Annotated in this window: 22 protein-coding genes; 15 read left to right on the forward strand and 7 right to left on the reverse strand. The window is 71.5% G+C overall.

Annotated features, from left to right (window positions below; all coding sequences use genetic code 11):
• Positions 1-15: 15 nt before the first annotated feature.
• Entirely contained in the window at positions 16-294 is a 279-nt protein-coding gene (gene pspAA / locus ACZ7M2_RS02315) for a PspA-associated protein PspAA (protein WP_471593791.1), read from the reverse strand.
• Positions 295-324: 30 nt separating this feature from the next.
• A complete protein-coding gene (locus tag ACZ7M2_RS02320; RefSeq protein WP_054231594.1) occupies positions 325-1,116 on the reverse strand; it encodes a PspA/IM30 family protein in 792 nt (263 codons plus the stop codon).
• Positions 1,117-1,362: 246 nt separating this feature from the next.
• Between ACZ7M2_RS02320 and ACZ7M2_RS02325 the strand changes: the two genes are divergently transcribed.
• From ACZ7M2_RS02325 to ACZ7M2_RS02335, 3 genes are all read left to right on the forward strand, one after another.
• Entirely contained in the window at positions 1,363-1,989 is a 627-nt protein-coding gene (locus ACZ7M2_RS02325; RefSeq protein WP_471593792.1) for a DUF3043 domain-containing protein, read from the forward strand.
• Positions 1,990-2,072: 83 nt separating this feature from the next.
• A complete protein-coding gene (locus tag ACZ7M2_RS02330) occupies positions 2,073-2,774 on the forward strand; it encodes a class I SAM-dependent methyltransferase (protein ID WP_190170140.1) in 702 nt (233 codons plus the stop codon).
• 110 nt (positions 2,775-2,884) lie between these two features.
• Positions 2,885-3,979 (forward strand): S1C family serine protease, encoded by a 1,095-nt coding sequence (locus tag ACZ7M2_RS02335; protein WP_471593793.1) that lies wholly within the window; start codon positions 2,885-2,887, stop codon positions 3,977-3,979.
• Between the two features lie 79 nt (positions 3,980-4,058).
• On the opposite strand, the gene ACZ7M2_RS02340 is transcribed toward ACZ7M2_RS02335, so the two are convergent.
• Positions 4,059-4,271 carry a hypothetical protein gene (locus ACZ7M2_RS02340; RefSeq protein ID WP_054231569.1) on the reverse strand — a complete coding sequence of 71 codons (213 nt, stop codon included), beginning with the start codon at positions 4,269-4,271 and terminating at the stop codon, positions 4,059-4,061.
• 326 nt (positions 4,272-4,597) lie between these two features.
• Here ACZ7M2_RS02340 and ACZ7M2_RS02345 point away from each other — a divergent pair, with 326 nt between their 5' ends.
• Positions 4,598-5,797, forward strand: a complete 1,200-nt coding sequence (locus tag ACZ7M2_RS02345; protein WP_471593794.1) for a bifunctional adenosylcobinamide kinase/adenosylcobinamide-phosphate guanylyltransferase — start codon at positions 4,598-4,600, stop codon at positions 5,795-5,797.
• Positions 5,798-5,804: 7 nt separating this feature from the next.
• Here the strand turns inward: ACZ7M2_RS02345 and ACZ7M2_RS02350 are convergent, their stop codons facing one another.
• The gene (locus ACZ7M2_RS02350) at positions 5,805-6,869 is read right to left on the reverse strand and encodes a class I SAM-dependent methyltransferase (RefSeq protein ID WP_403687356.1); all 1,065 of its coding nucleotides are present in this window, start codon (positions 6,867-6,869) and stop codon (positions 5,805-5,807) included.
• Between the two features lie 151 nt (positions 6,870-7,020).
• On the opposite strand from ACZ7M2_RS02350, the gene cobT reads away from it, so the two are divergent.
• The 3 genes from cobT to ACZ7M2_RS02365 all read left to right on the forward strand — a co-directional run bounded on the left by cobT (position 7,021) and on the right by ACZ7M2_RS02365 (position 10,959).
• Positions 7,021-8,112 carry a nicotinate-nucleotide--dimethylbenzimidazole phosphoribosyltransferase gene (gene cobT / locus ACZ7M2_RS02355; RefSeq protein WP_403687359.1) on the forward strand — a complete coding sequence of 364 codons (1,092 nt, stop codon included), beginning with the start codon at positions 7,021-7,023 and terminating at the stop codon, positions 8,110-8,112.
• Positions 8,113-8,360: 248 nt separating this feature from the next.
• Complete coding sequence (locus ACZ7M2_RS02360; protein WP_352052157.1) at positions 8,361-10,157, forward strand: phosphatidylglycerol lysyltransferase domain-containing protein; 1,797 nt, start codon at positions 8,361-8,363, stop codon at positions 10,155-10,157.
• Between the two features lie 70 nt (positions 10,158-10,227).
• Complete coding sequence (locus ACZ7M2_RS02365; protein ID WP_471593795.1) at positions 10,228-10,959, forward strand: hypothetical protein; 732 nt, start codon at positions 10,228-10,230, stop codon at positions 10,957-10,959.
• Here the strand turns inward: ACZ7M2_RS02365 and ACZ7M2_RS02370 are convergent.
• The gene (locus tag ACZ7M2_RS02370) at positions 10,902-11,663 is read right to left on the reverse strand and encodes a hypothetical protein (RefSeq protein ID WP_471593796.1); all 762 of its coding nucleotides are present in this window, start codon (positions 11,661-11,663) and stop codon (positions 10,902-10,904) included. The genes ACZ7M2_RS02365 and ACZ7M2_RS02370 overlap by 58 nt on opposite strands.
• A gap of 85 nt (positions 11,664-11,748) precedes the next feature.
• Between ACZ7M2_RS02370 and ACZ7M2_RS02375 the strand changes: the two genes are divergently transcribed.
• The 4 genes from ACZ7M2_RS02375 to sucB all read left to right on the forward strand — a co-directional run bounded on the left by ACZ7M2_RS02375 (position 11,749) and on the right by sucB (position 17,757).
• Complete coding sequence (locus tag ACZ7M2_RS02375) at positions 11,749-12,531, forward strand: adenosylcobinamide-GDP ribazoletransferase (RefSeq protein ID WP_471593797.1); 783 nt, start codon at positions 11,749-11,751, stop codon at positions 12,529-12,531.
• A gap of 175 nt (positions 12,532-12,706) precedes the next feature.
• The gene (locus ACZ7M2_RS02380; RefSeq protein ID WP_471593798.1) at positions 12,707-14,236 is read left to right on the forward strand and encodes a leucyl aminopeptidase; all 1,530 of its coding nucleotides are present in this window, start codon (positions 12,707-12,709) and stop codon (positions 14,234-14,236) included.
• Positions 14,237-14,494: 258 nt separating this feature from the next.
• The gene (lpdA, locus tag ACZ7M2_RS02385) at positions 14,495-15,883 is read left to right on the forward strand and encodes a dihydrolipoyl dehydrogenase (RefSeq protein ID WP_067363503.1); all 1,389 of its coding nucleotides are present in this window, start codon (positions 14,495-14,497) and stop codon (positions 15,881-15,883) included.
• Between the two features lie 92 nt (positions 15,884-15,975).
• Positions 15,976-17,757, forward strand: coding sequence for a 2-oxoglutarate dehydrogenase, E2 component, dihydrolipoamide succinyltransferase (gene sucB, locus ACZ7M2_RS02390; RefSeq protein WP_471593799.1), 1,782 nt, complete (start codon positions 15,976-15,978; stop codon positions 17,755-17,757).
• A 68-nt stretch (positions 17,758-17,825) separates the two neighbouring features.
• Here sucB and ACZ7M2_RS02395 read toward each other — a convergent pair whose 3' ends face one another.
• On the reverse strand, positions 17,826-18,473 hold the full coding sequence (locus tag ACZ7M2_RS02395) for a hypothetical protein (protein WP_471593800.1): 648 nt from the start codon (positions 18,471-18,473) through the stop codon (positions 17,826-17,828).
• A gap of 289 nt (positions 18,474-18,762) precedes the next feature.
• On the opposite strand from ACZ7M2_RS02395, the gene ACZ7M2_RS02400 reads away from it, so the two are divergent.
• The 4 genes from ACZ7M2_RS02400 (at position 18,763) to ACZ7M2_RS02415 (ending at position 24,088) form a co-directional block, all read left to right on the forward strand.
• Positions 18,763-19,386, forward strand: coding sequence for a GntR family transcriptional regulator (locus ACZ7M2_RS02400; RefSeq protein WP_352052164.1), 624 nt, complete (start codon positions 18,763-18,765; stop codon positions 19,384-19,386).
• Between the two features lie 264 nt (positions 19,387-19,650).
• The gene (aceE, locus tag ACZ7M2_RS02405) at positions 19,651-22,362 is read left to right on the forward strand and encodes a pyruvate dehydrogenase (acetyl-transferring), homodimeric type (RefSeq protein WP_471593801.1); all 2,712 of its coding nucleotides are present in this window, start codon (positions 19,651-19,653) and stop codon (positions 22,360-22,362) included.
• 111 nt (positions 22,363-22,473) lie between these two features.
• On the forward strand, positions 22,474-23,460 hold the full coding sequence (locus tag ACZ7M2_RS02410; RefSeq protein ID WP_471593802.1) for a helix-turn-helix transcriptional regulator: 987 nt from the start codon (positions 22,474-22,476) through the stop codon (positions 23,458-23,460).
• Positions 23,461-23,569: 109 nt separating this feature from the next.
• Positions 23,570-24,088 (forward strand): DUF4240 domain-containing protein, encoded by a 519-nt coding sequence (locus ACZ7M2_RS02415; RefSeq protein ID WP_352052182.1) that lies wholly within the window; start codon positions 23,570-23,572, stop codon positions 24,086-24,088.
• Here the strand turns inward: ACZ7M2_RS02415 and ACZ7M2_RS02420 are convergent.
• The gene (locus ACZ7M2_RS02420) at positions 24,055-24,342 is read right to left on the reverse strand and encodes a hypothetical protein (protein ID WP_403687379.1); all 288 of its coding nucleotides are present in this window, start codon (positions 24,340-24,342) and stop codon (positions 24,055-24,057) included. The genes ACZ7M2_RS02415 and ACZ7M2_RS02420 overlap by 34 nt on opposite strands.
• Positions 24,343-24,435: the final 93 nt, after the last annotated feature.

The following is a 24,435-nucleotide window of genomic DNA, read 5'->3' on the forward strand; positions in this document are numbered from 1 at the left end:
CCTCGGAGGGAACCGTCAGCCGGGGATCAGGCCCTCGTCGGTCAGCATGGCGCGGACCTCTTCGAGGGTCGCGTCGGGGGACGGCAGGATGAGGTCGGAGGGTTCGAGGGCCTCGTCGGGAAGCGGAGCGCCGAGGCGGCGGACCTGGTCCAGAAGAGTGGTCAGGGTACGGCGGAAGCCGGCCTCGTCACCGCTCTCCATCTCGGCGAGCAGCTCGTCGTCCAGCTTGTTCAGTTCGGTGAGGCGGCTGTCGTCCAACCTCACCTGCCCCTCCCCCATGATCCGTACGATCATGTCGCCCTCCTCAGGCGCCCTAGGTGTGGGTCACTGCTTGTCGAAGCGCGGGGTGTCCTGCGGCTGGGACTGCGACGTGGACTGTCCCGTGCCGCCCTCGATCGCCTGCTGCGGCGAACCACCGGCGAGCTCGGCCTTCATGCGCTGCAGTTCCAGCTCTACATCCGTACCACCGGAGAGCCGGTCCAGCTCGCTCTGGATGTCGTCCTTGGCCAGACCGGACTGGTCGTCGAGCGCGCCGGAGGCGAGCAGCTCGTCGATGGCGCCGGCCCGGGCCTGCAGCTGCGCGGTCTTGTCCTCGGCGCGCTGGATGGCCATGCCGACGTCGCCCATCTCCTCGGAGATGCCGGAGAAGGCCTCTCCGATGCGGGTCTGCGCCTGGGCCGCCGTGTAGGTCGCCTTGATGGTCTCCTTCTTGGTGCGGAAGGCGTCCACCTTGGCCTGGAGCCGCTGCGCCGCGAGGGTGAGCTTCTCCTCCTCGCCCTGGAGGGTCTGGTGCTGCGTCTCCAGATCCGTCACCTGCTGCTGGAGCGCGGCACGGCGGGAGAGCGCCTCACGGGCCAGGTCCTCCCGGCCGAGCGCGAGCGCCTTGCGGCCCTGGTCCTCCAGCTTGGTGGACTGGTTCTGGAGCTGGTTCAGCTGAAGTTCGAGGCGCTTGCGGCTGGTCGCCACGTCCGCGACGCCGCGGCGCACCTTCTGCAGCAGCTCCAGCTGCTTCTGGTACGAGTAATCGAGGGTTTCGCGCGGGTCCTCGGCCCGGTCAAGGGCCTTGTTCGCCTTCGCGCGGAAGATCATCCCCATACGCTTCATGACACCGCTCATGGGCTTCGCGCGCCCCCTTCTGACGGACTCCAGCTCCAGGTACTGCAACAGAACCCACAGTACGGGCCCTGCATCCATTACCGCACTGTTCGGGGACGGATGCGCTCATCCCCAAGGACGACTGCGTACGGCACCGCTCCGGCGTAGGGAGTAGGTGGGACTCGGGGTCCACCCGTACACAACGTCCCCTCTGTCCCACTACAGACGCACGGTGTTGCCGGATCGTTCCCCACTCGAACGACGTCCATGCCGCCGCACCCCGTACCCTTGGGTTTTGTGTTCCGTAGCCGTGCCAAGGAAGAGAAGGCCCCCGCCGACAAGGCGCAGGTGACCGACTCCAAGCAGACCCGTGACCCGCAGGCCCCCAAGGGCCGCCCCACGCCCAAGCGCAGTGAGGCCCAGACCCAGCGTCGGAGCGTCGCCCAGACGCCGTCGACGCGTAAGGAGGCGGCCAAGCGGCAGCGCGACGAGCGTCGTGTCCAGATGGAGAAGCAGCGCCAGGCCCTGGCCAACGGCGACGAGCGCTATCTGCCCGCCCGTGACAAGGGGGCGGTGCGGAAGTTCGCACGCGACTTCGTGGACTCGCGCTTCTGTGTCGCGGAGTTCTTCCTGCCGATGGCCGTGGTCATCCTCGTGCTGAGCATGGTGCGGGTGGGCTCGCTGCAGAACATCGCGCTGCTGCTGTGGCTCGTGGTGATCGTGATGATCGTGGTCGACTCGATCGGCATCGCGATCCGCCTGAAGAAGCAGCTGGCCGCCCGCTTCCCCGACGTGCCCAAGAAGGGCGCGGTCGCCTACGCGCTGATGCGTACTCTCCAGATGCGTCGCCTCCGGCTGCCGAAGCCGCAGGTCAAGCGCGGAGAGCGGCCCTGAGCGCGACATCGTTCTCCGGGGGCGCGGCGGATGCCTGGCTGAGCAAGCTGGGCGGGCTGCGTGATGTCGTACGACAGGAGCTGGTGGCCCGGCAGCTCGACGAGCAGATAGCCGGCCGGTTCCCCGTCGGACAGCGGTTGCGGGTGCTCGACGTCGGTATGGGCCAGGGCACGCAGGCGCTGCGGCTGGCCAGGGCCGGGCACCAGGTGACCGGCCTCGAACAGGACGCGAAGATGCTCGCCGTGGCCCGGGAGGCACTGGCCGCCGAGCCCGAGGGCATCCGGAGCCGGGTGCGGCTCATCGAGGGCGACGGCCGCGAGACGGGCGTGCACTTCCTGCCCGGCAGCTTCGACGTGGTGCTGTGCCACGGCGTGCTCATGTACGTCGAGGAGCCGGACCCGCTCCTCGCGGGGCTGGCGCGCATGCTGGCCCCGGGCGGGCTGCTCTCGCTGCTGGTGCGCAACGCCGACGCGCTGGCCATGCGGCCGGGCCTGTCCGGCGACTGGACGGCGACCCTGGCCGCGTTCGACACGGACGCCTACGTCAACCGGCTCGGCCTCGCCGTCCGCGCGGACCGGCTCGCCACCCTGACGTCGACGCTCGCGGGGATCGGGGCGGCGTTGCACGCCTGGTACGGCGTGCGGGTCTTCACGGACACAGCGCCCGACGGGACCCCCGTCCCCGAGGACGTGGAGACTCTCCTGGCCGCGGAGGAGCGGGCCGGGCGGACGGACCCCTATCGCCAGGTGGCGGCCCTGCTGCATCTCTGCGGCGTACGCGGCTGATCGATCCCTGCGGCGTACAGGACCGATCGCTGTCCGGTCGCTTCCCGATCGCCCCCTGTTCGGCCCTGCACCGCGAGCCGGAGCGGAGCCGCGAAAGGGACACTCGGGACATGGCTGCCACCCGTGCCCCCGTGTCGCGTCCGCTGCTCCCCATAACCGCCCTCGTCATCACCGCCCTCGCCTGCGCCACCGCCCTGCTCTCCGGCTGTTCCGACGCCGGACCGCCCGCCAGGAAGGACAGGACGAAGGACGGGACGACGCAGGCCGTCGTCCCGCTCGCGGCCGACGACCTGCAGAACGCGTACCTGAAGGTGATCAAGAACGTCCTGCCCTCGGTGGTGCAGATCCAGGCGAGCGACGAACTGGGCTCGGGGGTGGTGTACGACGACAAGGGACACATCGTCACCAACGCGCACGTGGTCGGGAACGAGAAGACGTTCAGGGTGACGACGGCCAACAGCCAGAACGTGCTGACGGCCAAGCTCGTGTACACCTACCCGGGCCAGGACCTCGCCGTCATCAAGCTGGACAAGGTGCCGAGCGGGCTGAAGGCGGCCACCATCGGGAACTCGGAGAAGGTCGAGGTCGGCCAGATCGTCCTGGCGATGGGCTCGCCGCTCGGGCTGTCGTCCAGCGTGACCCAGGGCATCGTGTCGGCGACCGGGCGCACCGTCAGCGAGAGCAGCACCGACGGCGGGACGGGGGCCACCATCGCCAACATGGTGCAGACGTCGGCCGCGATCAACCCGGGCAACAGCGGCGGCGCACTCGTCGGCCTGAACGGGCAGGTCATCGGCATTCCCACGCTGGCCGCGACGGACCCGAGCCTCGGGGGCGCCACGGCGCCCGGTATCGGATTCGCGATCCCCGCCTCGATGGTGCGGACGATCGCCGACCAGATCATCAGGACCGGCACGGTCACCGACTCGGGACGGGCCGCGCTCGGCATCACCGGCCGTACCGTGCTCGACGTGACCTATACGCCCGCGGGTGTCGCCGTGGTCGAGGTGAAGCCCGGCAGTGCGGCCGACACGGCGGGCATCCGGCCCGGCGACATCATCACCCGGATCGGCACCGACGACATCACCACCCTCACCTCGCTCGCCGAGACGCTCGCCTCCGACAAGCCGGGCCAGCGGACGCGGGTGACGTTCGTCCGGGACGGGGCCGAGCGGACGGTCAGTGTGCGGCTGGGTGAGCAGTAGATAGGGGTGAAGGCGGCGGCGAGGGGTTGACGCACGGCGAACGGGGCTGCCGGGAGCCGTCCCGGCAACCCCGGCCGGCCTACTCCGGTTCGGCGTGCAGGCTCATCGGCCCGTAGATCTTCGTGCTGTCCTCGAAGAGGAACACCTGGTCCGCGCCGCCCTCCAGGAGGTCCTTCCAGACCTCGCCGATCCAGGACTCCGCATCCCCCTGTGTGGTGAACTCCTCGGGCTGTACCGCGGGTTGGACCTCTGTCCCGTCGGACTTCTCGAACCGCCACGTCCATGCCGCCATGTACGCCTCCCAGGTGTGAGCACACTGCACAGCGGAAGCCGCACAAGATCCGGCTCCCGTCCGAAGCCTAAGCGCTCCGCTGGAAGTGCGGGGAGGTGCCGTCGATCGTCTGCGGCTCCATCGTGGCCGGTCGCGCAGTTCCCCGCGCCCCTTAAGGGCGCTGCCGAACCGCAGCGGACTTCGCCCGACCCGCTTAGGCGCTGAGCCGGGCGCGGAACAGAAGATCGCGAGTCGCGGCACGCGTCGCGGGTCGCGAACGGCCCCGCGCGCCTACAGGTGCTGTACCCGAACGCGCGCCACCCACGGTGGCACGGGAAAATCAGGGCGTGGAACTGACTCTGCTCGGCACCGGCGCCCCCGAAGGCCTGCCCCGTCCCGACTGTCCCTGTGCGGCCTGTGCGAGTGCGCTCGGCGAGGACGCGCGGGCGGCCACCGCGCTGCTCGTGGACGGCACCCTGCTGCTCGACCTCACGCCCGGCGCCGCGTTCGCCGCGGCCCGCGCCGGGCACTCGCTGGGCGGCGTACGGCAGGTCCTGCTCTCGCATCCGCACGACGGGCCCGCCGTCGAGGTGCCGGCCGGGCTCCCGCAGCCCGTACGGGTTCCCGACGGCAGCGAACTCGCGCTGCTGACCGGACACCGGGTGCGGGCGGTGCCGATGGACTCGCCCGGCACGGGGTACGCGGTGACCGGACCGGACGGACAGCGGCTGCTGTATCTGCCACCGGGCGCGGCGCCCGCGGGACTCGACGAGAACGGCGACTCGTACGCCATGGTGGTCGCCGATGTGGTGGGGCGGCCGGACGCCCTGGCGAAGCTGCGCGCGGTCGGGGCCGTCGGGCCGACGACGGACGTGATCGCGGTCCACCTCGACCACGACGTGCCGCCGGGCCCCGAACTGCGGCGGCAGCTCGCGGCGGCGGGCGCGCGGGCGGTGCCGGACGGGACGACGCTGGACGTGGGCGTCTACGAGGACGTACCCGACGTACCGCGCCGCACCCTCGTGCTCGGCGGGGCGCGCTCGGGCAAGTCGGTGGAGGCGGAACGGCGTCTGGAGTCCTTCCCGGGGGTGCTGTACGTGGCGACGGGCGGGTCCCGGAGCGGGGACAACGAGTGGGCGTCGCGCGTGCACGCCCACCGAGAGCGGCGGCCCGGCTCCTGGCGCACGGTGGAGACCTGCGACCTGGTGCCGCTCCTGGAGGACTCCGGGCCTGCCCTCCTCGTCGACTGCCTCTCCCTCTGGCTCACGGACGCGATGGACTCCGTGAACGCGTGGGACGACGCGGAGTGGGCCGGCGGCGGCGAACGCGCGCTGCGCGCCCGCGTCGAGGAACTCACCTCCGCCGTCCGCACCACGCGCCGCACCGTCGTCGCCGTCTCCAACGAGGTCGGCTCCGGCATCGTCCCCGCCACCGCCTCCGGGCGCCGCTACCGCGACGAACTCGGCCGCCTGAACGCGGGGTTCGCGGCGGAGTGCGAGCACGTGCTGCTGGTGGTGGCGGGGCAGGCGCTGGCATTGCGGGGCTGATCAGGGATCAGGAGTGTCTGCGGGCGATGATCCGGAAGGCGTTCGAGAAGCGGGTGCGGCGGAAGACCGGGGCCATCGCATGGTCCAGGGCGGAGGCCGAGGCGAGCAGCGGGACGCTCGCCCGGGCCAGGACCGTGTGCAGGGTGCGCTGGAGCGGGGTCGGCGGGGTGGGGCGCCAGGGGGCGTCGAGGTCGGGCAGGACGCGGCCGAGGGCCAGCGCGAGGGCGCCGGCGAGGTCGTACGGGATGTGCGGTTCACGGCGGTCCGTCGCGACGATCTCGCAGCCGAGGGACTCCAGTTCGCCCAGCAGGTTGGACAGCGGCATCAGGTGCAGATGGCGCGGCTGGCCGTACGACACCCACCACCTGCCCAGCAGTGCGCCGAACGCGCAGTCGGGGTCCGGCACTTCGACGAGGAGGTGGCCGCCGGGCCGCAGGACCGTCAGGGCGGCGCGCAGTTCCTCGCGCGGGTCTCGGGTGTGCTCCAGATGGTGGAACATGCTCACGACGTCGTAGCGGGCGCTCAGCCGCCCGATGATCCGGGGGTCGGTGAGCCGGCCGCGGTGGGCCTCCTCGATGTGCCCGGCCGCCCGTGCCTTCTCGACCCGCCGGGTGGGGTCGAGGCCGTCGAAGGACGTGTACGGGTGGACCTCCCGGGCGACGGCCGGGAAATGCCCGTGCCCGGTGCCGACGTCGAGCCAGCTCTCCGGCTCGGCGTGGCGCAGCAGCGCGCGGGCGGCGGCCCGGTGGCGCCCTCTGCTGCCCCGGGCGCCCAGGAGCCGGTCGGTGAGGCCGTCGAGTCCCTCGTGGAAGTCCCGGTGGTAGAAGGCCAGCCCCTCCGCGCTGAGCCGGGGGTTCTGGAAGGCGTGGGAGCAGTCGGCGCACTCGTCGACGACGAACGTGCCGGGCTTGCGCTGCACCTGGTCCGGCGTCCGCAGCCGGGTGCGCAGCCGCTTCGAGCCGCACCAGGGACAGTCTTCCCGGCGCGGTTCGTGGAACCGGTCGGTGCCTTGGGCGAGTTCGGCCGCGTAGGCGGCGCGGCGCTCGGCGCTCGGGGGTGGCGTGGGGGGCATGGACGCTCCTGGGGACGGCAGGGTGGGGGGACGGCGGGGCGTGCGAGCGAGCCGTACGACAATCCGACACAAACGGTACGGAGCGGATCGTGATCCGGGGTGCAACGACGTGGCGCGGACGTGTTCGATCGCTGCCGGTACTGTTCGGCGAATGAGCTCGCTTAATCTCGACGACTTCACCGATCTGATCGAGCGCCCCGACGGAGGCGTGCGCCGGGACGCCGAGGCGCGCCGGGAGCGTCAGATCGTGCCGCCCGGGGCGCTCGGCCGCCTCGACGAACTGGGTGAGTGGCTGGCGGCGGCGCAGTCCGCGGTGCCGGTGCGGCCGATCGAGCACCCGCGTGTGGTGCTGTTCGCGGGGGACCACGGGGTCGCCGGACTCGGTGTGTCGGCGCGGCCCGCGGGCACCGCCGACCGGTTGGTGCGGGCGGTCCTGGAGGGCGCGAGCCCCGCAGCGGTGCTGGCGCGCCGGCTCGGTGTGCCGGTACGGGTCGTCGACATGGCGCTGGACTGCGATCCGCAGGAGCTGCCCGCGGAGGTCGCAGGGCATCGGGTGCGGCGCGGGTCGGGGCGGATCGACGTCGAGGACGCGCTGACCCTGGAGGAGGCCGAGGCCGCTTTCCGGGCGGGGGTCGCCGTCGCGGACGAGGAGGCGGACTCCGGTACGGATCTGGTGGTGCTCGGCGATGTGAGCGTCGGCGGGACCACCGCGGCGGCCGTGCTGGTCGCGGCGTTGTGCGGGACCGACGCGTCCGTGGTCACCGGGCGGGGCGGGCGGCCCATCGACGACCTCGCGTGGATGCGCAAGTGCGCGGCCGTGCGGGACGCCTTGCGGCGGGCCCGGCCGGTGCTCGGGGATCAGCTGCAGCTGCTCGCGGTGGTGGGCGGTGCCGATCTCGCGGCGATGACGGGGTTCTTGTTGCAGAGCGCGGTGCGGAAGATGCCGGTGATCCTCGACGGCGTCGTCTCGGCCGCGTGCGCCCTCGTGGGGCAGCGGGTCGCCTTCCGGGCGCCGGACTGGTGGTTGGCCGGCCAGAACAGCGGCGAGCCGGCCCAGGCGAAGGCCCTGGACCGCATGGCCCTCGAACCCCTTCTCGACCACGGCGTCACGGTCGGCGAGGGCGCGGGAGCCCTCCTCGCGCTCCCCCTCGTCCAGGCCGCCGCCGCCCTCTCCGCCGAACTCCCGGAAACTCCGGCCCCCGAGCCCGACCCCGAGCCCGAGGTCTCCGACCAGAACGAGTGAACGGCCTCGCCCACGAACGTCGGACGGGCTGAAGGACGCGGGCCGGGGCGGGTGGGGCAGCCTCCGGCCTTGCCCGCGAACACCGTCCACCCCGAGGCTTTCAGGGGCGGGGAACCGCGCGACCAGCCCCACCGGCCCGCGGCCGAGGAACTACGGGCGAAAACCCACCCCGCAACAAAACCCCGGACCGCATCACCCGTACCGCCCCTCCCCCGCACGACGCGCCCCGCCCCATATCATCGCCCTTTATGGGAGATGCCCGAATTGCCGCTGACCAGGAGCGGGTCCCGGCCCGTCGGGGTGAAGGGGACCACCTGTCCACGGGCGCGTCGCGCAGAGCCGCCGCCTTCGCGGTCTGGTACCTGCGGGCCGTCGCGTTCATCAACTTCCTGAGCGCCGCGTGGGTGTCGCTCGGGCAGGACGTACGGCGCCACAACACCGAGAACTTCTTCACCCCGTACCTGCTGACGGCAGGATTCGCGTCGGGTGTGTTCACCATGTTCCTGGCCATCACGATGCGCCGCCGCAAGCGGGCCGCGTGGATCCTGAACTTCGTGCTCAGCGGACTGTTCCTGATGCTGTTCGCCGTCGCGATGACGTTCCCGGAGATCCGCCAGTACGCCCAGAACTGGGTCTCGATCGTCCTGACCGCCGCCTTCGTCGTCTCGCTCGTCGTCGGCCGCCGGGAGTTCTACGCGAAGGGCGACCGCTCGAACCCCAAACTCGCCGCGGCCGTCGCCGTCGGCGGACTGCTCGTCGCCTCCCTGCTCGCCGCGCTGCTGGTGACGGTCACCAACAGCGCGCCGGACGCGTACCGTTCGACCTTCTGGGACCGCTGGCGCTACGGCGCCCTGCGACTGGTCTCCGTCGCGGCCGACGACTCCCGCTTCCGCGGTCTGGAGATCGCCAACTGGGTCAACGTCACCATCAACGTGCTCAGCACCCTGCTGGTCCTCGCCGTGTTCTACGCCGCCTTCCGCTCCCGCCGAGCCGTCGACCCGCTCACCGAGGACGACGAGCAACGGCTGCGCACCCTGCTCGACCGGCACGGCGACCGCGACTCGCTGGGCTACTTCGCGCTGCGCCCGGAGAAGAGCGTGATCTGGTCGCCGACCGGCAAGGCCGCGGTCGCGTACCGCGTCGTCGGCGGGGTCTCGCTGGCCTCCGGCGACCCGATCGGCGACCCGGAGGCGTGGCCCGGCGCCATCGAACCCTGGCTCGCCGAGGCCCGCGCGCACGGCTGGATCCCGGCGGTGATGGGAGCGAGCGAGGAGGCGGGGACCGTCTACTCACGGCACGGGCTCGACGCCCTCGAACTCGGTGACGAGGCGATCGTCGAGACCGCCGAGTTCACCCTCGAGGGACGCGCCATGCGCACGGTCAGGCAGGCCTACAACCGGGTCAAGCGGGCCGGGTACGAGGTGCGCATCCGGCGGCACGAGGACATCCCGGCCGACGAGATGGCATACCTCCTGAAGCGTGCCGACGACTGGCGGGACGGGGCCACCGAGCGCGGGTTCAGCATGGCGCTCGGACGGCTCGGCGATCCGGGCGACGGGCGGTGCGTGATGCTGGAATGCACCGACGGCGAGGGGGAGTTGCGGGCGCTGCTGTCCTTCGTGCCGTGGGGGCCGCAGGGGCTCTCGCTCGATCTCATGCGGCGTGACCGGGACGCCGAGAACGGGCTGATGGAGTTCATGGTGATCGAACTCCTGCGCCGCGCCCAGGAGATCGGGATCACCCAGGTCTCACTCAACTTCGCCATGTTCCGTTCCGTCTTCGAACGAGGTGGACGCCTCGGTGCCGGGCCGGTGCTGAGGCTGTGGCGTTCGCTGCTCAGCTTCTTCTCGCGCTGGTGGCAGATCGAGTCGCTGTACCGGGCCAACGCCAAGTACCGGCCGATCTGGGAACCCCGGTTCCTGCTCTTCGAGAAGAGCGCGGACCTGCTGCGCATCGGCCTCGCGGCCGCGCGCGCCGAAGGGTTTCTCGAAGCGCCCGGACTGCCGAAGTGGCTGCACCGCAGGCACCTGGAGTCGCACCGATGAGGACAGCCGGACAGACAGGGAAAACCTGCCGGCCCGGGACCGGGACCGCAGGACGGATGGGAACCGCTGCATGAACACCCTCGCCCGCCTCGCCCGCGCCGAATGGGGACTGCTGTACGTCACCGTGCGCGAGGCACTCGCGAGACAGCGATGGCGGGCGATGCCGGTGACGCTCGGGGCCGTCTGTCTGACGGCCGTCCTCCAGTTCGTGCAGAACCAGCCCTGGGGCTTCCAGTTCGTGCAGGACATCGGCTCCGTGCGGGCCGAGGAGCCACTGTGGCTGGCCCTGCTGCGCACCCCGCTCTCCCTGTTCGTGCCGGCCCTCGACCTGCCGGTGTGGGGCGCGCTGCTGCAACTTCTCATCGTGTTCGGGATCGCCGAGATCTGTCTGGGCTGGTGGCGGATGCTCGTCATCGCGTACGCCGCCACGCTGGCCGGCACGCTCTACGCGCGCGAGGCGATCTCACTGAGCCCGGGCAACCCGCTGGGGCTGCCCGTGACGGACGCACAGGTCGTGGACACCGGGCCCTCGGCGGCCGTGGTCGGCCTCGCCGTCTTCGTCGCCTGGCGCTATCGCGCCTACTGGACGGGGTGGGGGGTGGTCGCGGCGATGGTGATCGAGGTGGCGTTCAAGGGGAACCTCGCGGGCAAGGAGCACATCGCCGCGCTCGCCGCGGTCTTCGTGCTGTACGGGATCTCGATCCTGCGTCACCGCCACCGCCACCGCCACCGCCGCCGTCACTTTCACCGGCGGTCGGGCAGGGACCGGACGGGATCCGGTTTCCCGCCGATCCAGTCCTGAAGCCTGCGGCGCGGACCGAACCAGCGGCGGTCGCGGTGGTAGGCGCGCAGCATCGACCTGGCCCGGGCGCGCGGCCTGCGGCGGTAGAAGCGCCTGGCCCACGGAGAGAAGGGCCGGGCCAGCCGGACGGCGCCGATGAGAGCGACGAACGGGACGATCACGCCGAAGATCGCCATGCGGGCCTTGCCCTTGCTCAGGGCGACCAGGGCGAAGAGGAAGTTCACGGCGACGCTCAGGACGACCCCGCCCCGGTCGTGGAGTTCCTCCTGGGTCATGTCGTTGACCCCGAACGGCAGGAACCCGCCGAGCACCAGGCCGACGAGGGCCGCCGTGACCAGGACGACCTCGACGCTCTTGCGACCCTCCTCGCTCCAGTACACGTCGTCGAGGTGCAGGATCAGCGCGAACTCGTCGAGCACCAGCCCGGCGCCCATCCCGAACACCACCGCGAACAGGGCGGCGCCGAAGCCGTGCCGGGAACTGGCCACCGCGCCGAAGCCACCGATCACCGTCAGGACGACACCGGGTACGACGTGGTGGATGTGCAGACCGCCCGCCTTGACGTTGCCGAACGGACCCTTGCCCGCGCGGATGAGGCGGACGACGACACGGGTGATCACAAAGGTCAGCACGAAGGAGGCGAGTGCCAGCAGAAGCGGCAGCTTTCCCGGTTCGATGATGTTCCTCTGCAACCAATGACCCATAATGCGCACTTTATCCGCGGCTCTCGCGCCCGGCCGCCGCACCCGTCCTCGACCGGCCCGCCACCTCCCCGGGTACCCTGCGCCGGTGTCCAGGACCCCTCTCCCCCACGGCCTCCGCTTCGCCTTCGGCACCCTGACCGTGCTCCCGGTCACGGTCACCCGCTGGGACCGTGAGGCGGCGCGCGGCGGAATGCTGTGCGCCCCCGTCGCCGGGCTGGTCGTCGGGGCGGGCGCGGCCCTGGTGGGCGTGACCCTGCTCGCCATGGGCGCGGGCCCGCTGCTGGCCGCCGTCGCCACCGCCGCCGTACCGGCCGCGCTCACCCGTGGTCTGCATCTCGACGGACTGGCCGACACCGCGGACGGCCTCGGCAGCGGCAAGCCCGCCGAGGACGCGCTGCGCGTCATGAAGCAGTCCGACATCGGCCCGTTCGGCGTGATCACCCTGCTCTTCGTGCTGCTGGCGCAGGTCGCCGCGCTCTTCCAGGCCTACGAGGCCTCGTGGGCGCGGGGCGTGCTCGCGGCCGTCGTCTCGGCGACCGCGGCCCGACTCGCCCTCACCCTGGCCGCGCGCACCGGGGTGCCCCCGGCCCGCCCCGAGGGCCTGGGTGCCGCGGTCGCGGGCACCGTGCCCGTGCGCGGCGCCCTGCTGGTGACCCTCGCCGTCACCGTCGCGGCGGCCGGCGCCGGCGCGCTCCTGGGCACGTACGACCTCGTACGCGCCATCCTGGCCGTCCTCGCCGCCTGCGCGACCGCCGAACTGCTCCTGCGCCACTGCACACGCCGCTTCGGCGGCATCACGGGCGATGTCTTCGGCGGCCTCGCCGAGACGGCGGCGACCACCGCCCTCGTGGCGCTCTCCCTCGGCTGAACTTCCAGCGAGCGTAGGAATGAGCGAAACCCGGCGGCGCGCGTAGGCTCGTCCCGAGTATGTGCCACCCAGGTAAAGACACTCCCTGAGGCCGGATCTAGGGTCATTCGTCAGGGCCCGGTCGACCCATCCCTACTCGGCCGCAGCAAAACAATGGAAGCGAGATCTCACCACAGTGACTGCTCTGACTCTCAGCACCGCCGCGGCGTCCGGCCTGCGGGCCGACGCGATCGTCGTCGGTGTCGCGAAGGGCGCCAAGGGCCCGGTCGTCGCACCGGGTGCCGAGGCCGTGGACAACGCGTACGACGGCGCACTCGCCGGGATCCTGGAGACCCTCGGCGCATCCGGCGGCGAGGGCGAGGTGACGAAGCTGCCCGCGCCGACCGGCTTCAAGGCGCCCGTCGTCGTGGCCGTCGGACTGGGAGCCGTCCCGGAGAAGGACGACACGTTCAGTGCCGAGGCGCTGCGCCGCGCGGCCGGTGCCGCGGCCCGCGCGCTCGCCGGTGCCAAGAAGGCCGTCTTCGCCCTGCCGATCACCGACGCCGCCGACGCGGGCGTCCTGGCGGAGGGCGCGGCGCTCGGCGCGTACGCCTTCGACGCCTACAAGGAGAACGGCAAGAACGGCAAGGACGCGAAGAACGGCAAGGCCCCGCTCGCCGAGGTCACGCTGCTCGGCGGCAAGCCCCGGGACGCGGCGTACAAGGCGGCCCTCGCGCGCGCCACCGCCGTGACCGAGGAGCTCAACCGCGCCCGCGACCTCATCAACACCCCGCCGAACGACCTCTACCCCGAGGCCTTCGCCGCCGTCGCCACCGCCGCCGGCAAGGAGCACGGCATCAAGGTGCAGGTGCTCGACGAGAAGGCACTGGCGAAGGGCGGCTACGGCGGCATCCTCGGCGTCGGCGCGGGCTCGGCCGCCGCTCCCCGCCTGGTGAAGCTGTCGTACACCTCGCCGAAGGCGGCCAAGCACCTCGCGTTCGTCGGCAAGGGCATCACCTACGACTCGGGCGGCATCTCCCTCAAGCCCGCCGGGCACAACGAGACGATGAAGTGCGACATGAGCGGCGCGGCGGCGGTCTTCGCCGCCGTGGTCACCGCGGCGCGCCTCGGCCTCGAGGTCAACGTCACCGGCTGGCTGGCGCTCGCCGAGAACATGCCCTCCGGTTCCGCCACCCGCCCCGGTGACGTGCTGCGCATGTACAGCGGCAAGACCGTCGAGGTCCTCAACACCGACGCCGAGGGCCGTCTCGTACTCGCCGACGCGCTGTGGAAGGCGTCCGAGGAGAAGCCGGACGCGATCATCGACGTGGCGACGCTGACCGGCGCGATGGTGCTCGCGCTCGGCAACCGCACCTTCGGCGTGATGGCCAACGACGACTCGTTCCGTACGGCGATCGTCGAGGCCGCGGAGGAGGTCGGCGAGGAGTCCTGGCCGATGCCGCTGCCGGAGCACCTGCGCAAGGGGATGGACTCCCCGACCGCCGACATCGCCAACATGGGTGAGCGGATGGGCGGCGGGCTGGTCGCCGGTCTGTTCCTGAAGGAGTTCGTGGGCGAAGGCATCACGTGGGCGCACCTGGACATCGCCGGGCCGGCGTTCAACGAGTCCGGCCCGTTCGGCTACACGCCGAAGGGTGGCACGGGGTCCGCGGTGCGGACGCTGGTGCGGCTCGCCGAGCTGACCGCCGCGGGCGATCTCGGCTGAGGAAGTTCCGCGGCCGCGGGTGATTGACGGCCGACGCGCGGTACCCCCGCGCCCTGCCAAGGGCACGGGGGTACCGCCGTATTCGGACAGTGCGACGTCTCACACACGGGCCCGGCGTCTCGAACGCTCCCGACAAGTGCGAAGATGGGTTCTCGGCAGGACAGGGCCCCCACCACAGGGCCGAAGAAGAGCGGCCGGACACCAGCCGCCGACCGGTCACTGGAGACCGGCGTGGCGCACATGCATGGAGGACGTGACGTGGCGAACGACGCCAGCACCGTTTTCGACCTAGTGATCCTCGGCGGTGGCAGTGGCGGTTACGCCGCGGCGCTCCGCGGGGCGCAGCTGGGCCTGGACGTCGCCCTGATCGAGAAGGACAAGGTCGGAGGCACCTGCCTGCACCGGGGATGCATCCCCACCAAGGCCCTGCTCCACGCGGGCGAGATCGCCGACCAGGCCCGCGAGAGCGAGCAGTTCGGCGTCAAGGCCACCTTCGAGGGCATCGACGTCCCGGCCGTCCACAAGTACAAGGACGGGGTCATCTCGGGCCTGTACAAGGGCCTGCAGGGTCTCATCGCGTCCCGCAAGGTGACGTACATCGAGGGCGAGGGCCGACTGTCCTCCCCCACCTCGGTCGACGTGAACGGCCAGCGCATCCAGGGCCGCCACGTGCTGCTCGCGACCGGCTCCGTGCCGAAGTCGCTGCCGGGCCTGGTGATCGACGGCAACCGGATCATCTCCTCCGACCACGCGCTGGTCCTGGACCGCGTCCCGCAGTCCGCGATCGTGCTCGGCGGCGGCGTCATCGGCGTCGAGTTCGCCTCCGCGTGGAAGTCCTTCGGCACCGACGTGACGGTGATCGAGGGCCTCAAGCACCTCGTCCCGGTCGAGGACGAGAACTCCTCCAAGCTTCTTGAGCGCGCGTTCCGCAAGCGCGGCATCAAGTTCAACCTGGGCACCTTCTTCTCGAAGGCCGAGTACACCCAGAACGGTGTCAAGGTCACCCTCGCCGACGGCAAGGAGTTCGAGGCCGAGGTCCTGCTCGTCGCCGTCGGCCGCGGCCCGGTCTCGGCCGGTCTCGGCTACGAGGAGCAGGGCGTCGCGATGGACCGCGGCTATGTCCTGGTCGACGAGTACATGCGGACGAACGTCCCGACCATCTCCGCGGTCGGTGACCTGGTCCCGACGCTCCAGCTCGCGCACGTCGGCTTCGCCGAGGGCATCCTGGTGGCGGAGCGTCTGGCCGGTCTCAAGACCGTTCCGATCGACTACGACGGTGTCCCCCGGGTGACGTACTGCCACCCCGAGGTCGCCTCCGTGGGCATCACCGAGGCCAAGGCCAAGGAGATCTACGGCGCGGACAAGGTCGTCGCCCTGAAGTACAACCTCGCGGGCAACGGCAAGAGCAAGATCCTCAACACCGCGGGCGAGATCAAGCTCGTCCAGGTGAAGGACGGTGCCGTGGTCGGCGTCCACATGGTCGGCGACCGCATGGGTGAGCAGGTCGGCGAAGCCCAGCTGATCTACAACTGGGAGGCGCTGCCCGCCGAGGTCGCCCAGCTCATCCACGCCCACCCGACGCAGAACGAGGCGCTCGGCGAGGCCCACCTGGCCCTCGCGGGCAAGCCGCTGCACTCGCACGACTGATCCAGTCCCCGGCTGAATTCAGTCATCGCGTCGCCCCTGGGCGCGACGACGACCACAGACTTCCGCACCATTCGTAAGGAGCAACAGAAACCATGGCGGTTTCCGTAACCCTTCCGGCGCTCGGTGAGAGCGTCACCGAGGGCACTGTCACTCGCTGGCTGAAGGCCGAGGGCGAGCGCGTCGAGGCCGACGAGCCGCTGCTCGAGGTGTCGACCGACAAGGTCGACACCGAGATCCCCTCCCCCGCCGCCGGTGTCCTCGCCTCCATCAAGGTCGCCGAGGACGAGACGGTCGAGGTCGGCGCCGAGCTGGCCGTCATCGACGACGGCACGGGCGCGCCCGCCGCCGCCCCGGCTCCGGCGGCCGAGCCCGTGGCCGCCCCGGCTCCGGCCGCTCCCGCCCCGGTCGCCGAGGCCCCCGCGGCCCCGGCCGCCCCGGCCCCCGCCGCCGCTCCGGCCGGTGGCGCCTCCGGTACCGACGTCGTGCTGCCCGCGCTGGGCGAGTCGGTCACCGAGGGCACCGTCACCCGCTGGCTGAAGGAGGTCGGCGAGGAGGTCGCGGAGGACGAGCCGCTGCTCGAGGTCTCCACGGACAAGGTCGACACCGAGATCCCCGCGCCGGTCGCCGGCGTGCTGCTGGAGATCGTGGTCGGCGAGGACGAGACCGCCGAGGTCGGCGCGAAGCTCGCCGTCATCGGTGCCCCGGGCGCGGCTCCGGCCGCCGCTCCGGCTCCCGCGGCTCCGGCCCCCGCCGCTGCCGCCCCGGCTCCGGCCGCCCCCGCGGCTCCGGCGCCCGCCCCGGCCCCGGTGGCTCCGGCCGCCCCGGTCGCGCCCCCGGCTCCGGTCCAGGCCGCCGCCCCGGTCGCGCCCGCCGCGCCGGTTGCCGCTCCCGTCACCCCGGCTCCCGCGCCCGCCGCGCTCGCCGGTGACGACGGCGCGTACGTGACCCCGCTGGTGCGCAAGCTCGCCGCGGAGAACTACGTCGACCTGGCCTCCGTCAAGGGCACCGGCGTCGGCGGCCGTATCCGCAAGCAGGACGTCCTCGCCGCCGCCGAGGCCGCGAAGGCCGCCGCCGCTGCCCCGGCTCCGGCCGCTGCCGCTGTGACTGCCGGTGGCCATGCCGCCAAGAAGGCGCCGGCCCTGGAGGTCTCCCCGCTGCGCGGTCAGACCGTCAAGATGCCCCGCATCCGCAAGGTCATCGGCGACAACATGGTGAAGGCCCTGCACGAGCAGGCCCAGTTGTCCTCGGTCGTCGAGGTCGACGTCACCCGCCTGATGCGGCTGCGCGCGCAGGCGAAGGACTCCTTCGCGGCACGTGAGGGCGTCAAGCTCTCCCCGATGCCGTTCTTCGTGAAGGCCGCGGCCCAGGCGCTGAAGGCCCACCCGGCCGTCAACGCCCGGATCAACGTGGACGAGGGCACGATCACCTACTTCGACACCGAGAACATCGGTATCGCGGTGGATTCGGAGAAGGGCCTGATGACCCCGGTCATCAAGCACGCGGGCGACCTGAACATCGCCGGCATCGCCAAGGCCACCGCCGAGCTGGCGGGCAAGGTCCGGGCGAACAAGATCACTCCGGACGAGCTGTCCGGCGGGACCTTCACCATCTCCAACACCGGCTCGCGCGGCGCGCTCTTCGACACGATCATCGTGCCGCCGAACCAGGTCGCGATCCTCGGCATCGGTGCCACGGTCAAGCGTCCGGCCGTCATCGAGACGGAGGAGGGTACGGTCATCGGCGTCCGCGACATGACCTACCTGACGCTCTCCTACGACCACCGTCTGGTGGACGGCGCCGACGCGGCCCGTTACCTGACCGCGGTCAAGGCGATCCTGGAGGCGGGCGAGTTCGAGGTCGAGCTCGGCCTGTAACCACCCCCGCTCGCGCGAAGCCCCCGTCCGGAACCTTCCGGACGGGGGCTTCGCGTTTCCGCCGCGGGTCACCGCGGCTTCAGCACGTGGTCCGACCACAGCACCAGCGTCTCCACCCACAGGTTGGGGATCTCCGTCGGGTACGCGGGTGCCAGGTGCCGCGTCCGGTACGCCCTGAGGACGTCGTACGTGGCGTCCAGGCAGTCGCGCGAGCCGAGGTCCCCCGTCCGCGGGTCGACGCCGACGAGGAAGCCCCGCTTCTCGACCGTACGGATCATGGCGCGGGCGGAGTTCACGTCACTGGTCGAGGAGTCCGTGCAGCGGTAGCGGCTGTACGGGTGGGTGGACCTGCCCGGATAGTGCGCGTCCCGGGACATGTCGCTGAGCATCCGCGCGTACGTGCCCTCCGCGTGCCAGGCGCCGATGTCGCCGCCGGGCGCGGTGTAGAGCGCGTTCGACGGGTTCTCCACCGCGCCGTACACCCAGCGGCCGGTGCCGGTGATCCGCAAGCCCCAGCCGACGTGCCCGAACTTCTGCGCGCCGTCCGGCTTGACGAAGACACACGCCCCGCCGGAGGCGGCCGAGGTGCCGTGGGCCCGCGTCGCACTCGGCCGCACGGCCGCCCCCGTGTCCACGGGCCCGCAGGCCGCGGCGGCCGCGACCGCCCCGGCCGCCGCGGCCCAGCGCAGCCCCCGCTTCCGTCCCCGTCCGCCCATGCCGACCCCCTTGCGTTCGCGGGAGCCCCGTGGAAACCCCCGCGCCGAAACCCCTGTGCCGACCCACACACCGTGCGGGGCCCGCGGGTTCTCCGGGTGACACGGACGTGACGCCTCCGGACCCCACCCGGTACGGGTCTTTACGTCCGCGGCCGCTCTGACAGCGTGTAAGTCTCGTCTCACCTGCATGAAAGCGCCCCCGTACGCCTCTCTCCGACGGCGCTGCGGCCTTATTGTCTAAAGGTCAAACGCCCTTGGGTCCGGCCCGCCCCCCGCGAAGGAGCCCCTCATGACCGCGCCCGTCGTCCACTCGCTGCGCGAACAGATCCGCGAGCACATCGTGGAGGGGATCGTCAGCGGGCGCTGGAAGCCGGGTGAGCGGATCGTCGAGCGGCGGATCGCGACCGAGCTGGAGGTCAGCCAGACCCCGGTGCGGGAGGCACTGCGCGAGCTGGAGTCGCTGCGGCTGATCGAGTCGGCGCCCAACAAGGGTGTGCGCGTGCGCAACCTGACGGCCGCCGACCTGGAGGAGAGCTACCCCGTACGGGCCGGTCTGGAGGCCATCGCGGCCGAGCTGGCGGCCGAGCGGCTCGCCCACGACTGCTCGGCCCTGGAGCCGCACGTCACGGCACTGTACGAGGCCGACCGGCTGTCGGACGGCACCGGCCAGGTCCGTCACACCGTCGCCTTCCACCGCGAACTCGTGCGCGCCGCCGGCAACTCCGTCCTCCTGCACACCTGGGAGGGCCTGGGCATCGAGGTCTTCACCGCCCTGTCCATCCGCTGGCTGGGAACCGTCCAGCAGTCGTACGCGGAGGAGCACGAGGCACTCGTGGACGCGTTCCGGCGCCGGGATCCGCTGATCGCCGACCTGGTGAAGGCGCATGTGCTGGGCTGCGCGCCGCGCCCGTGACACAGCCGAGCGCACCCACGCTCACCTGGGGAAACCCTGGGAATCCAAGGCACCGCGTGCCTGTTGTCAAGGCACCCCGTGCCGACTTTCGCGATACGAAGAGGTTTTCACCTTCAACCCTTTGATCGATCATCGATCAGGGAGTTACAGTCATCGCTGGGCTCCCACCAGAGCCCGCCGCCCTGTCCTGCCAAAGACATAAGGGCACCCCCGAAAACCCCTTGCCGATGAGGGAACCCCCCTCCGCATCCGGAAGGCGGCGCAATGACCGACCTCACCGCAATCCAGCCGAGCGAGCTCGACCAGCTCCCGGACCGCGACCCCGAGGAGACCGCCGAATGGCAGGCCTCCCTGGACGCCGTCACCCAGGCGGCCGGGCCGCACCGTGCCGCGTACCTGATGCGCCGCACGCTGGAGCGCGCCGAGGGCAACGGTCTCGCGCTGCCCAAGCTGCTTGAGACCGACTACGTCAACACCATCCCCACCGCCGCCGAGCCCGTCGTGGACGGCGACGAGGCGATGGAAGCCCGGATCACCGCCTGGAACCGCTGGAACGCGGCCGCGATGGTGACCCGGGGCGCGAAACACGGCGTCGGCGGCCACATCGCCACCTTCGCCTCCGCGGCCTGGCTCTACGAGACCGGCTTCAACCACTTCTTCAAGGGCAAGGAGTCCCAGGAGGCTCCCGGCTCCGGAGACCAGCTCTACATCCAGGGCCACGCCTCCCCCGGCATCTACGCCCGCGCCTTCCTCGACGGCCGGCTCACCGAGCAGCACCTCGACCACTTCCGCCAGGAGGCGGGCGGCAACGGCCTCCCGTCGTACCCGCACCCGCGGCGCCTGCCCTGGCTCTGGGAGTTCCCGACCGTCTCCATGGGCCTCGGCCCGCTGTCGGCGATCTACCAGGCGCGCTTCAACCGCTATCTGACCAGCCGCGGCATCAAGGACGTCTCGCAGTCCCACGTGTGGGCGTTCCTCGGCGACGGCGAGATGGACGAGCCCGAGTCGACCGCGGCACTCGCACTCGCCTCCCGCGAGGGCCTGGACAACCTGACCTTCGTCATCAACTGCAACCTGCAGCGCCTCGACGGCCCGGTCCGCGCCAACTTCAAGATCGTGCAGGAGCTGGAGGCCCAGTTCCGCGGCGCCGGCTGGAACGTCGTGAAGTCGCTGTGGGGCTCGGCCTGGGACGAGCTGTTCCAGCTCGACACCACGGGCGCGCTCGTACGCCGCCTGCGCGAGGTACCCGACGCGCAGGTGCAGACGTACCAGACCCGCGACGCCGCCTACATCCGCCAGGACTTCTTCGGCTCCGACCCGGCGCTCGTCGAGATGGCGAAGCTGCTCAGTGACGACAAGATCACCGAGTGCTTCCACCTCTCCCGCGGCGGTCACGAGTCCCGCAAGGTGTACGCGGCCTACCGCGCCGCCCTCGCCCACAAGGGCGCGCCGACGGTGATCCTGGCCCAGACGGTCAAGGGCTTCACGCTCGGCCAGGGCTTCGCGTCCAAGAACGCCAACCACCAGATGAAGAAGCTGTCGACGGACGAGTTCAAGCAGATGCGTGACCTGCTCGAGCTGCCCATCTCCGACAGCCAGTTCGTCGACGGCGTGGTCCCCTACGGCCACCCGGGCGCCGACTCCCCCGAGGTCCGTTACCTCCAGGAGCGCCGCGCGGCCCTCGGCGGTCCGGCCCCGGCCCGCCGTACGCACGCGCTCGCCCCGCTGCCCGCCCCCGCCGACAAGGCGTTCGCGTCCTTCGACAAGGGCTCCGGCTCGCAGAACCTGGCGACCACGATGGCCTTCGTCCGCCTGGTCAAGGACCTCGTCCGTGACAAGGAGACCGGGAAGCGCTGGGTGCCGATCGTCCCCGACGAGGCGCGCACCTTCGGCATGGAGAGCCTCTTCCCCTCCCTCGGCATCTACTCGCCCAAGGGCCAGACGTACGAGCCGGTCGACCGCGACCAGCTGATGTACTACAAGGAGGCCAAGGACGGCCAGATCCTCAACGAGGGGATCACCGAGGCCGGCTCCATGGCGGACTTCATCGCCGCGTCCACCGCGTACGCCACGCACGGCGAGGCGATGATCCCCTTCTACATCTTCTACTCGATGTTCGGCTGGCAGCGCACGGCCGACCAGATGTGGCAGCTCGGCGACCAACTCGGCCGCGGCTTCCTGGTCGGCGCCACGGCCGGCCGTACGACGCTGACGGGCGAGGGCCTCCAGCACGCCGACGGCCACTCCCCGGTCATCGCGGCGACCAACCCGGCCGCGCTGTCCTACGACCCGGCGTTCGCGTACGAGATCGCGACGATCGTCAAGGAAGGTCTGCGCCGGATGTACGGCGAGGCGGCTCCGGGCGAGGACTCGAACGTCTTCTACTACCTGACGGTCTACAACGAGCCGATGCCGCAGCCCGCCAAGCCGGGCGGCCTCGGTATCGACGAGGGCATCGTCAAGGGCCTCTACCGCTTCAACACGGCCGAGTCGGCGGGCCTGTCCCCCGTCGCCAACGCCCCGCGCATCCAGCTCCTTGGCTCCGGCACGGCGATCCACTGGACCCTCCAGGCGCAGAAGCTGCTCGCCGAGGAGTGGGGCGTGGCCGCCGACGTGTGGTCCGCGACCTCCTGGACGGAGCTGCGGCGCGACGCGCTGGAGGCGGACGCGGCCCTGCTGCGCGGCGAGGAGCGGGTGCCGTTCGTCCGCCAGGCGCTGCAGGGCGCCGAGGGTCCGGTGCTCGCGGTCTCCGACTACATGCGCCAGGTCCCGGACCAGATCGCGCAGTGGGTCGAGCAGGACTACTCCTCGCTCGGTGCCGACGGCTTCGGCCTCTCCGACACCCGTGAGGCAGCCCGTCGCCACTTCGGCGTCGACGCGCAGTCGATCGTCGTCGCGGCGCTGGCGCAGCTGGCACGGCGGGGCGAGGTCAAGGCGTCCGCGGTGAAGGAAGCGCGGGAGCGCTACGGACTCTGACGGTCCGCCTGTTTCCGGTGTTTCGCGAGGGGCGCGGTGGCTACGGCCGCCGCGCCCTTCGGCGTTCCCGCGCGCCCCTTCGCTGTCAGTGGGGCCCGGCATCATGGCCGTATGCGTGCTGCCCGCCTGATCAAGATGGTGCTGCTGCTCCAGTCACGGCCGTCGATGACCGCCGCCGAGCTGGCGCGGGAGCTCGAGGTGTCCGAACGGACGATCACGCGAGACGCGCAGGCACTGTCGGAGGCGGGGATTCCGGTGTACGCGGACCGGGGCAGGGCCGGGGGCTACCGCCTGATCGGCGGCTACCGCACCCGGCTGACGGGCCTGGCGCGTACAGAGGCGGAGGCGCTGTTCCTGAGCGGGGTGCCGGGGGCCCTGCGGGACATGGGCCTGCAGGACGCCGCCTCCGCCGCGCGCCTGAAGGTCTCCGCCGCCCTCCTCCCCTCCCTGCGGGACGCCTCGCGAGCGGCGGGAGCGCGGTTCCATCTGGACGCGCCCGCGTGGTTCAACGAGCCCGAGACGCCCGAGCTGCTGCCCGCGGTCGCGGAGGCGGTCTGGGACGACCGTCGGATCACCGCGGGGTACCGGCGCGGGACGGCCGAGGTGGAGCGGGTCCTCGAACCGTACGGGCTCGTACTGAAGGCGGGCGTCTGGTACCTGTGCGCGCGGGTGCCCGAGCCCGGGGCGGCCGGATCCGGCCCCTTCCGGGTCTATCGGATCGACCGCTTCACGGAGGTGCGGCCCGCCACGGAGTGCTTCACCCGCGAGGACGGGTTCGACCTGCCCGGGTTCTGGGCGGAGCGGGCCGAGCAGTTCGCACGGTCCCTCCTGCGGGCGGAGGCCGTCGTACGGCTGTCTCCGGAGGGCGTGCGGAGACTTGCGTACGTCGTCGACCCCGCGTCCGCGAGACAGGCGCTGGGCGAGTGCGGTGACCCCGACGGGCGGGGCTGGGTGACGGTCACCCTCCCCGTCGAGTCCGAGGAGGTCGCCCATGGGCAACTGACGGGGCTCGGGCCCGAGGTGGAGGTGCTCTCCCCCGCGGCACTGCGGGACCGGCTCGCGAGGGACGCGGCGCGGCTGGCGGCGCTGTACCAGTGAGCGGGAAGACGCCTCGTAGCTGGCGGTTTTACCGTCGGCATGTGCGCGCATAACAATCTGCGGCACTCCGCGTGCGTCACTCCCGTTCAGGCCCGATGCTGGACCCGTGATGGACGAGACGGAGTTCTGGGAGCTGGTGGACACGACCCGCGAGGCCGTCGAGGGCGACCCCGAGGACCACGCCGATCTGCTCGTCGAACGGCTCGTCCAGCTGGACCCGGACGCCGTGCTCGACTTCGCCCGTCACTTCGAGGCCCGCTACAACCGCGCCTACCGCTGGGATCTGTGGGGCGCGGCGTGGGTCCTGCTCGACGGGGTGAGCGACGACGCCTTCGACTTCTTCCGGTGCTGGCTGATCGGCCAGGGCCGGGAGGTCTTCGAGGGCGCGATGCACGATCCCGACACGCTCGCCGACCTCCTGGACGACTTCGACGAGGACCTCGACGGGGACGGTGAGGAGCTCGGGTACGCCGCGGACGAGGCGTACGAGCAGCTGACCGGAGTCGTCGCGCCCGACCTGGGCATTCCGCCCGCGTCGCCCGAGCCGGAGGGGACGCCGCTCGACTTCGAGAACGAGTCCGTGCTGGCCGAGCGCTATCCCAAGCTGTGGGAGCGCTTCAGGGACTGAGGCAACGTGGCGTACGGGGTGACGTACGGAAGGTGTGCCTCGTGGTTCTTGTGGTGTTCGTGGTTCTCGTGGGCGTGGTACGGGGGTGCGGCGTTGGCTCGGTCCAGTGCCGAGGCAGTGGCCGCGGCGGGTCCCACGAGGACCGTCACCACGGCGCAGGCCACGGTCCACGGGGTCCGCAATGCGGTGTTCCAACCCCCCGCGCCGGCCGCCTTGTTCGCCTTGCCCGTCTTCTCGGTACGCCTGCTGCTCATCTTCCCCACCTCCAGTCGGCTGTTACGAGAAGGACACTAGAGAGCGGCGATCTGAGACACCGTTGACTCGACTGTGGGCTGTCTGTGAACGCG

Source organism: Streptomyces sp. NPDC111507 (assembly GCF_055638955.1).

Excerpts from the sequence above, each read along its gene's own strand:
- ACZ7M2_RS02420 (WP_403687379.1), bottom strand. The coding sequence starts at position 24,342 with ATGAGCAGCAGGCGTACCGAGAAGACGGGCAAGGCGAACAAGGCGGCC.
- ACZ7M2_RS02320 (WP_054231594.1), bottom strand. The coding sequence starts at position 1,116 with ATGAGCGGTGTCATGAAGCGTATGGGGATGATCTTCCGCGCGAAGGCG.
- ACZ7M2_RS02360 (WP_352052157.1), top strand. The coding sequence starts at position 8,361 with ATGGGAGATGCCCGAATTGCCGCTGACCAGGAGCGGGTCCCGGCCCGT.
- sucB (WP_471593799.1), top strand. The coding sequence starts at position 15,976 with ATGGCGGTTTCCGTAACCCTTCCGGCGCTCGGTGAGAGCGTCACCGAG.
- ACZ7M2_RS02365 (WP_471593795.1), top strand. The coding sequence starts at position 10,228 with ATGAACACCCTCGCCCGCCTCGCCCGCGCCGAATGGGGACTGCTGTAC.
- ACZ7M2_RS02400 (WP_352052164.1), top strand. The coding sequence starts at position 18,763 with ATGACCGCGCCCGTCGTCCACTCGCTGCGCGAACAGATCCGCGAGCAC.
- cobT (WP_403687359.1), top strand. The coding sequence starts at position 7,021 with ATGAGCTCGCTTAATCTCGACGACTTCACCGATCTGATCGAGCGCCCC.
- ACZ7M2_RS02410 (WP_471593802.1), top strand. The coding sequence starts at position 22,474 with ATGCGTGCTGCCCGCCTGATCAAGATGGTGCTGCTGCTCCAGTCACGG.
- aceE (WP_471593801.1), top strand. The coding sequence starts at position 19,651 with ATGACCGACCTCACCGCAATCCAGCCGAGCGAGCTCGACCAGCTCCCG.
- pspAA (WP_471593791.1), bottom strand. The coding sequence starts at position 294 with ATGATCGTACGGATCATGGGGGAGGGGCAGGTGAGGTTGGACGACAGC.
- ACZ7M2_RS02370 (WP_471593796.1), bottom strand. The coding sequence starts at position 11,663 with ATGGGTCATTGGTTGCAGAGGAACATCATCGAACCGGGAAAGCTGCCG.
- ACZ7M2_RS02335 (WP_471593793.1), top strand. The coding sequence starts at position 2,885 with ATGGCTGCCACCCGTGCCCCCGTGTCGCGTCCGCTGCTCCCCATAACC.
- ACZ7M2_RS02340 (WP_054231569.1), bottom strand. The coding sequence starts at position 4,271 with ATGGCGGCATGGACGTGGCGGTTCGAGAAGTCCGACGGGACAGAGGTC.
- ACZ7M2_RS02350 (WP_403687356.1), bottom strand. The coding sequence starts at position 6,869 with ATGCCCCCCACGCCACCCCCGAGCGCCGAGCGCCGCGCCGCCTACGCG.
- ACZ7M2_RS02395 (WP_471593800.1), bottom strand. The coding sequence starts at position 18,473 with ATGGGCGGACGGGGACGGAAGCGGGGGCTGCGCTGGGCCGCGGCGGCC.
- ACZ7M2_RS02325 (WP_471593792.1), top strand. The coding sequence starts at position 1,363 with ATGCCGCCGCACCCCGTACCCTTGGGTTTTGTGTTCCGTAGCCGTGCC.
- ACZ7M2_RS02415 (WP_352052182.1), top strand. The coding sequence starts at position 23,570 with ATGGACGAGACGGAGTTCTGGGAGCTGGTGGACACGACCCGCGAGGCC.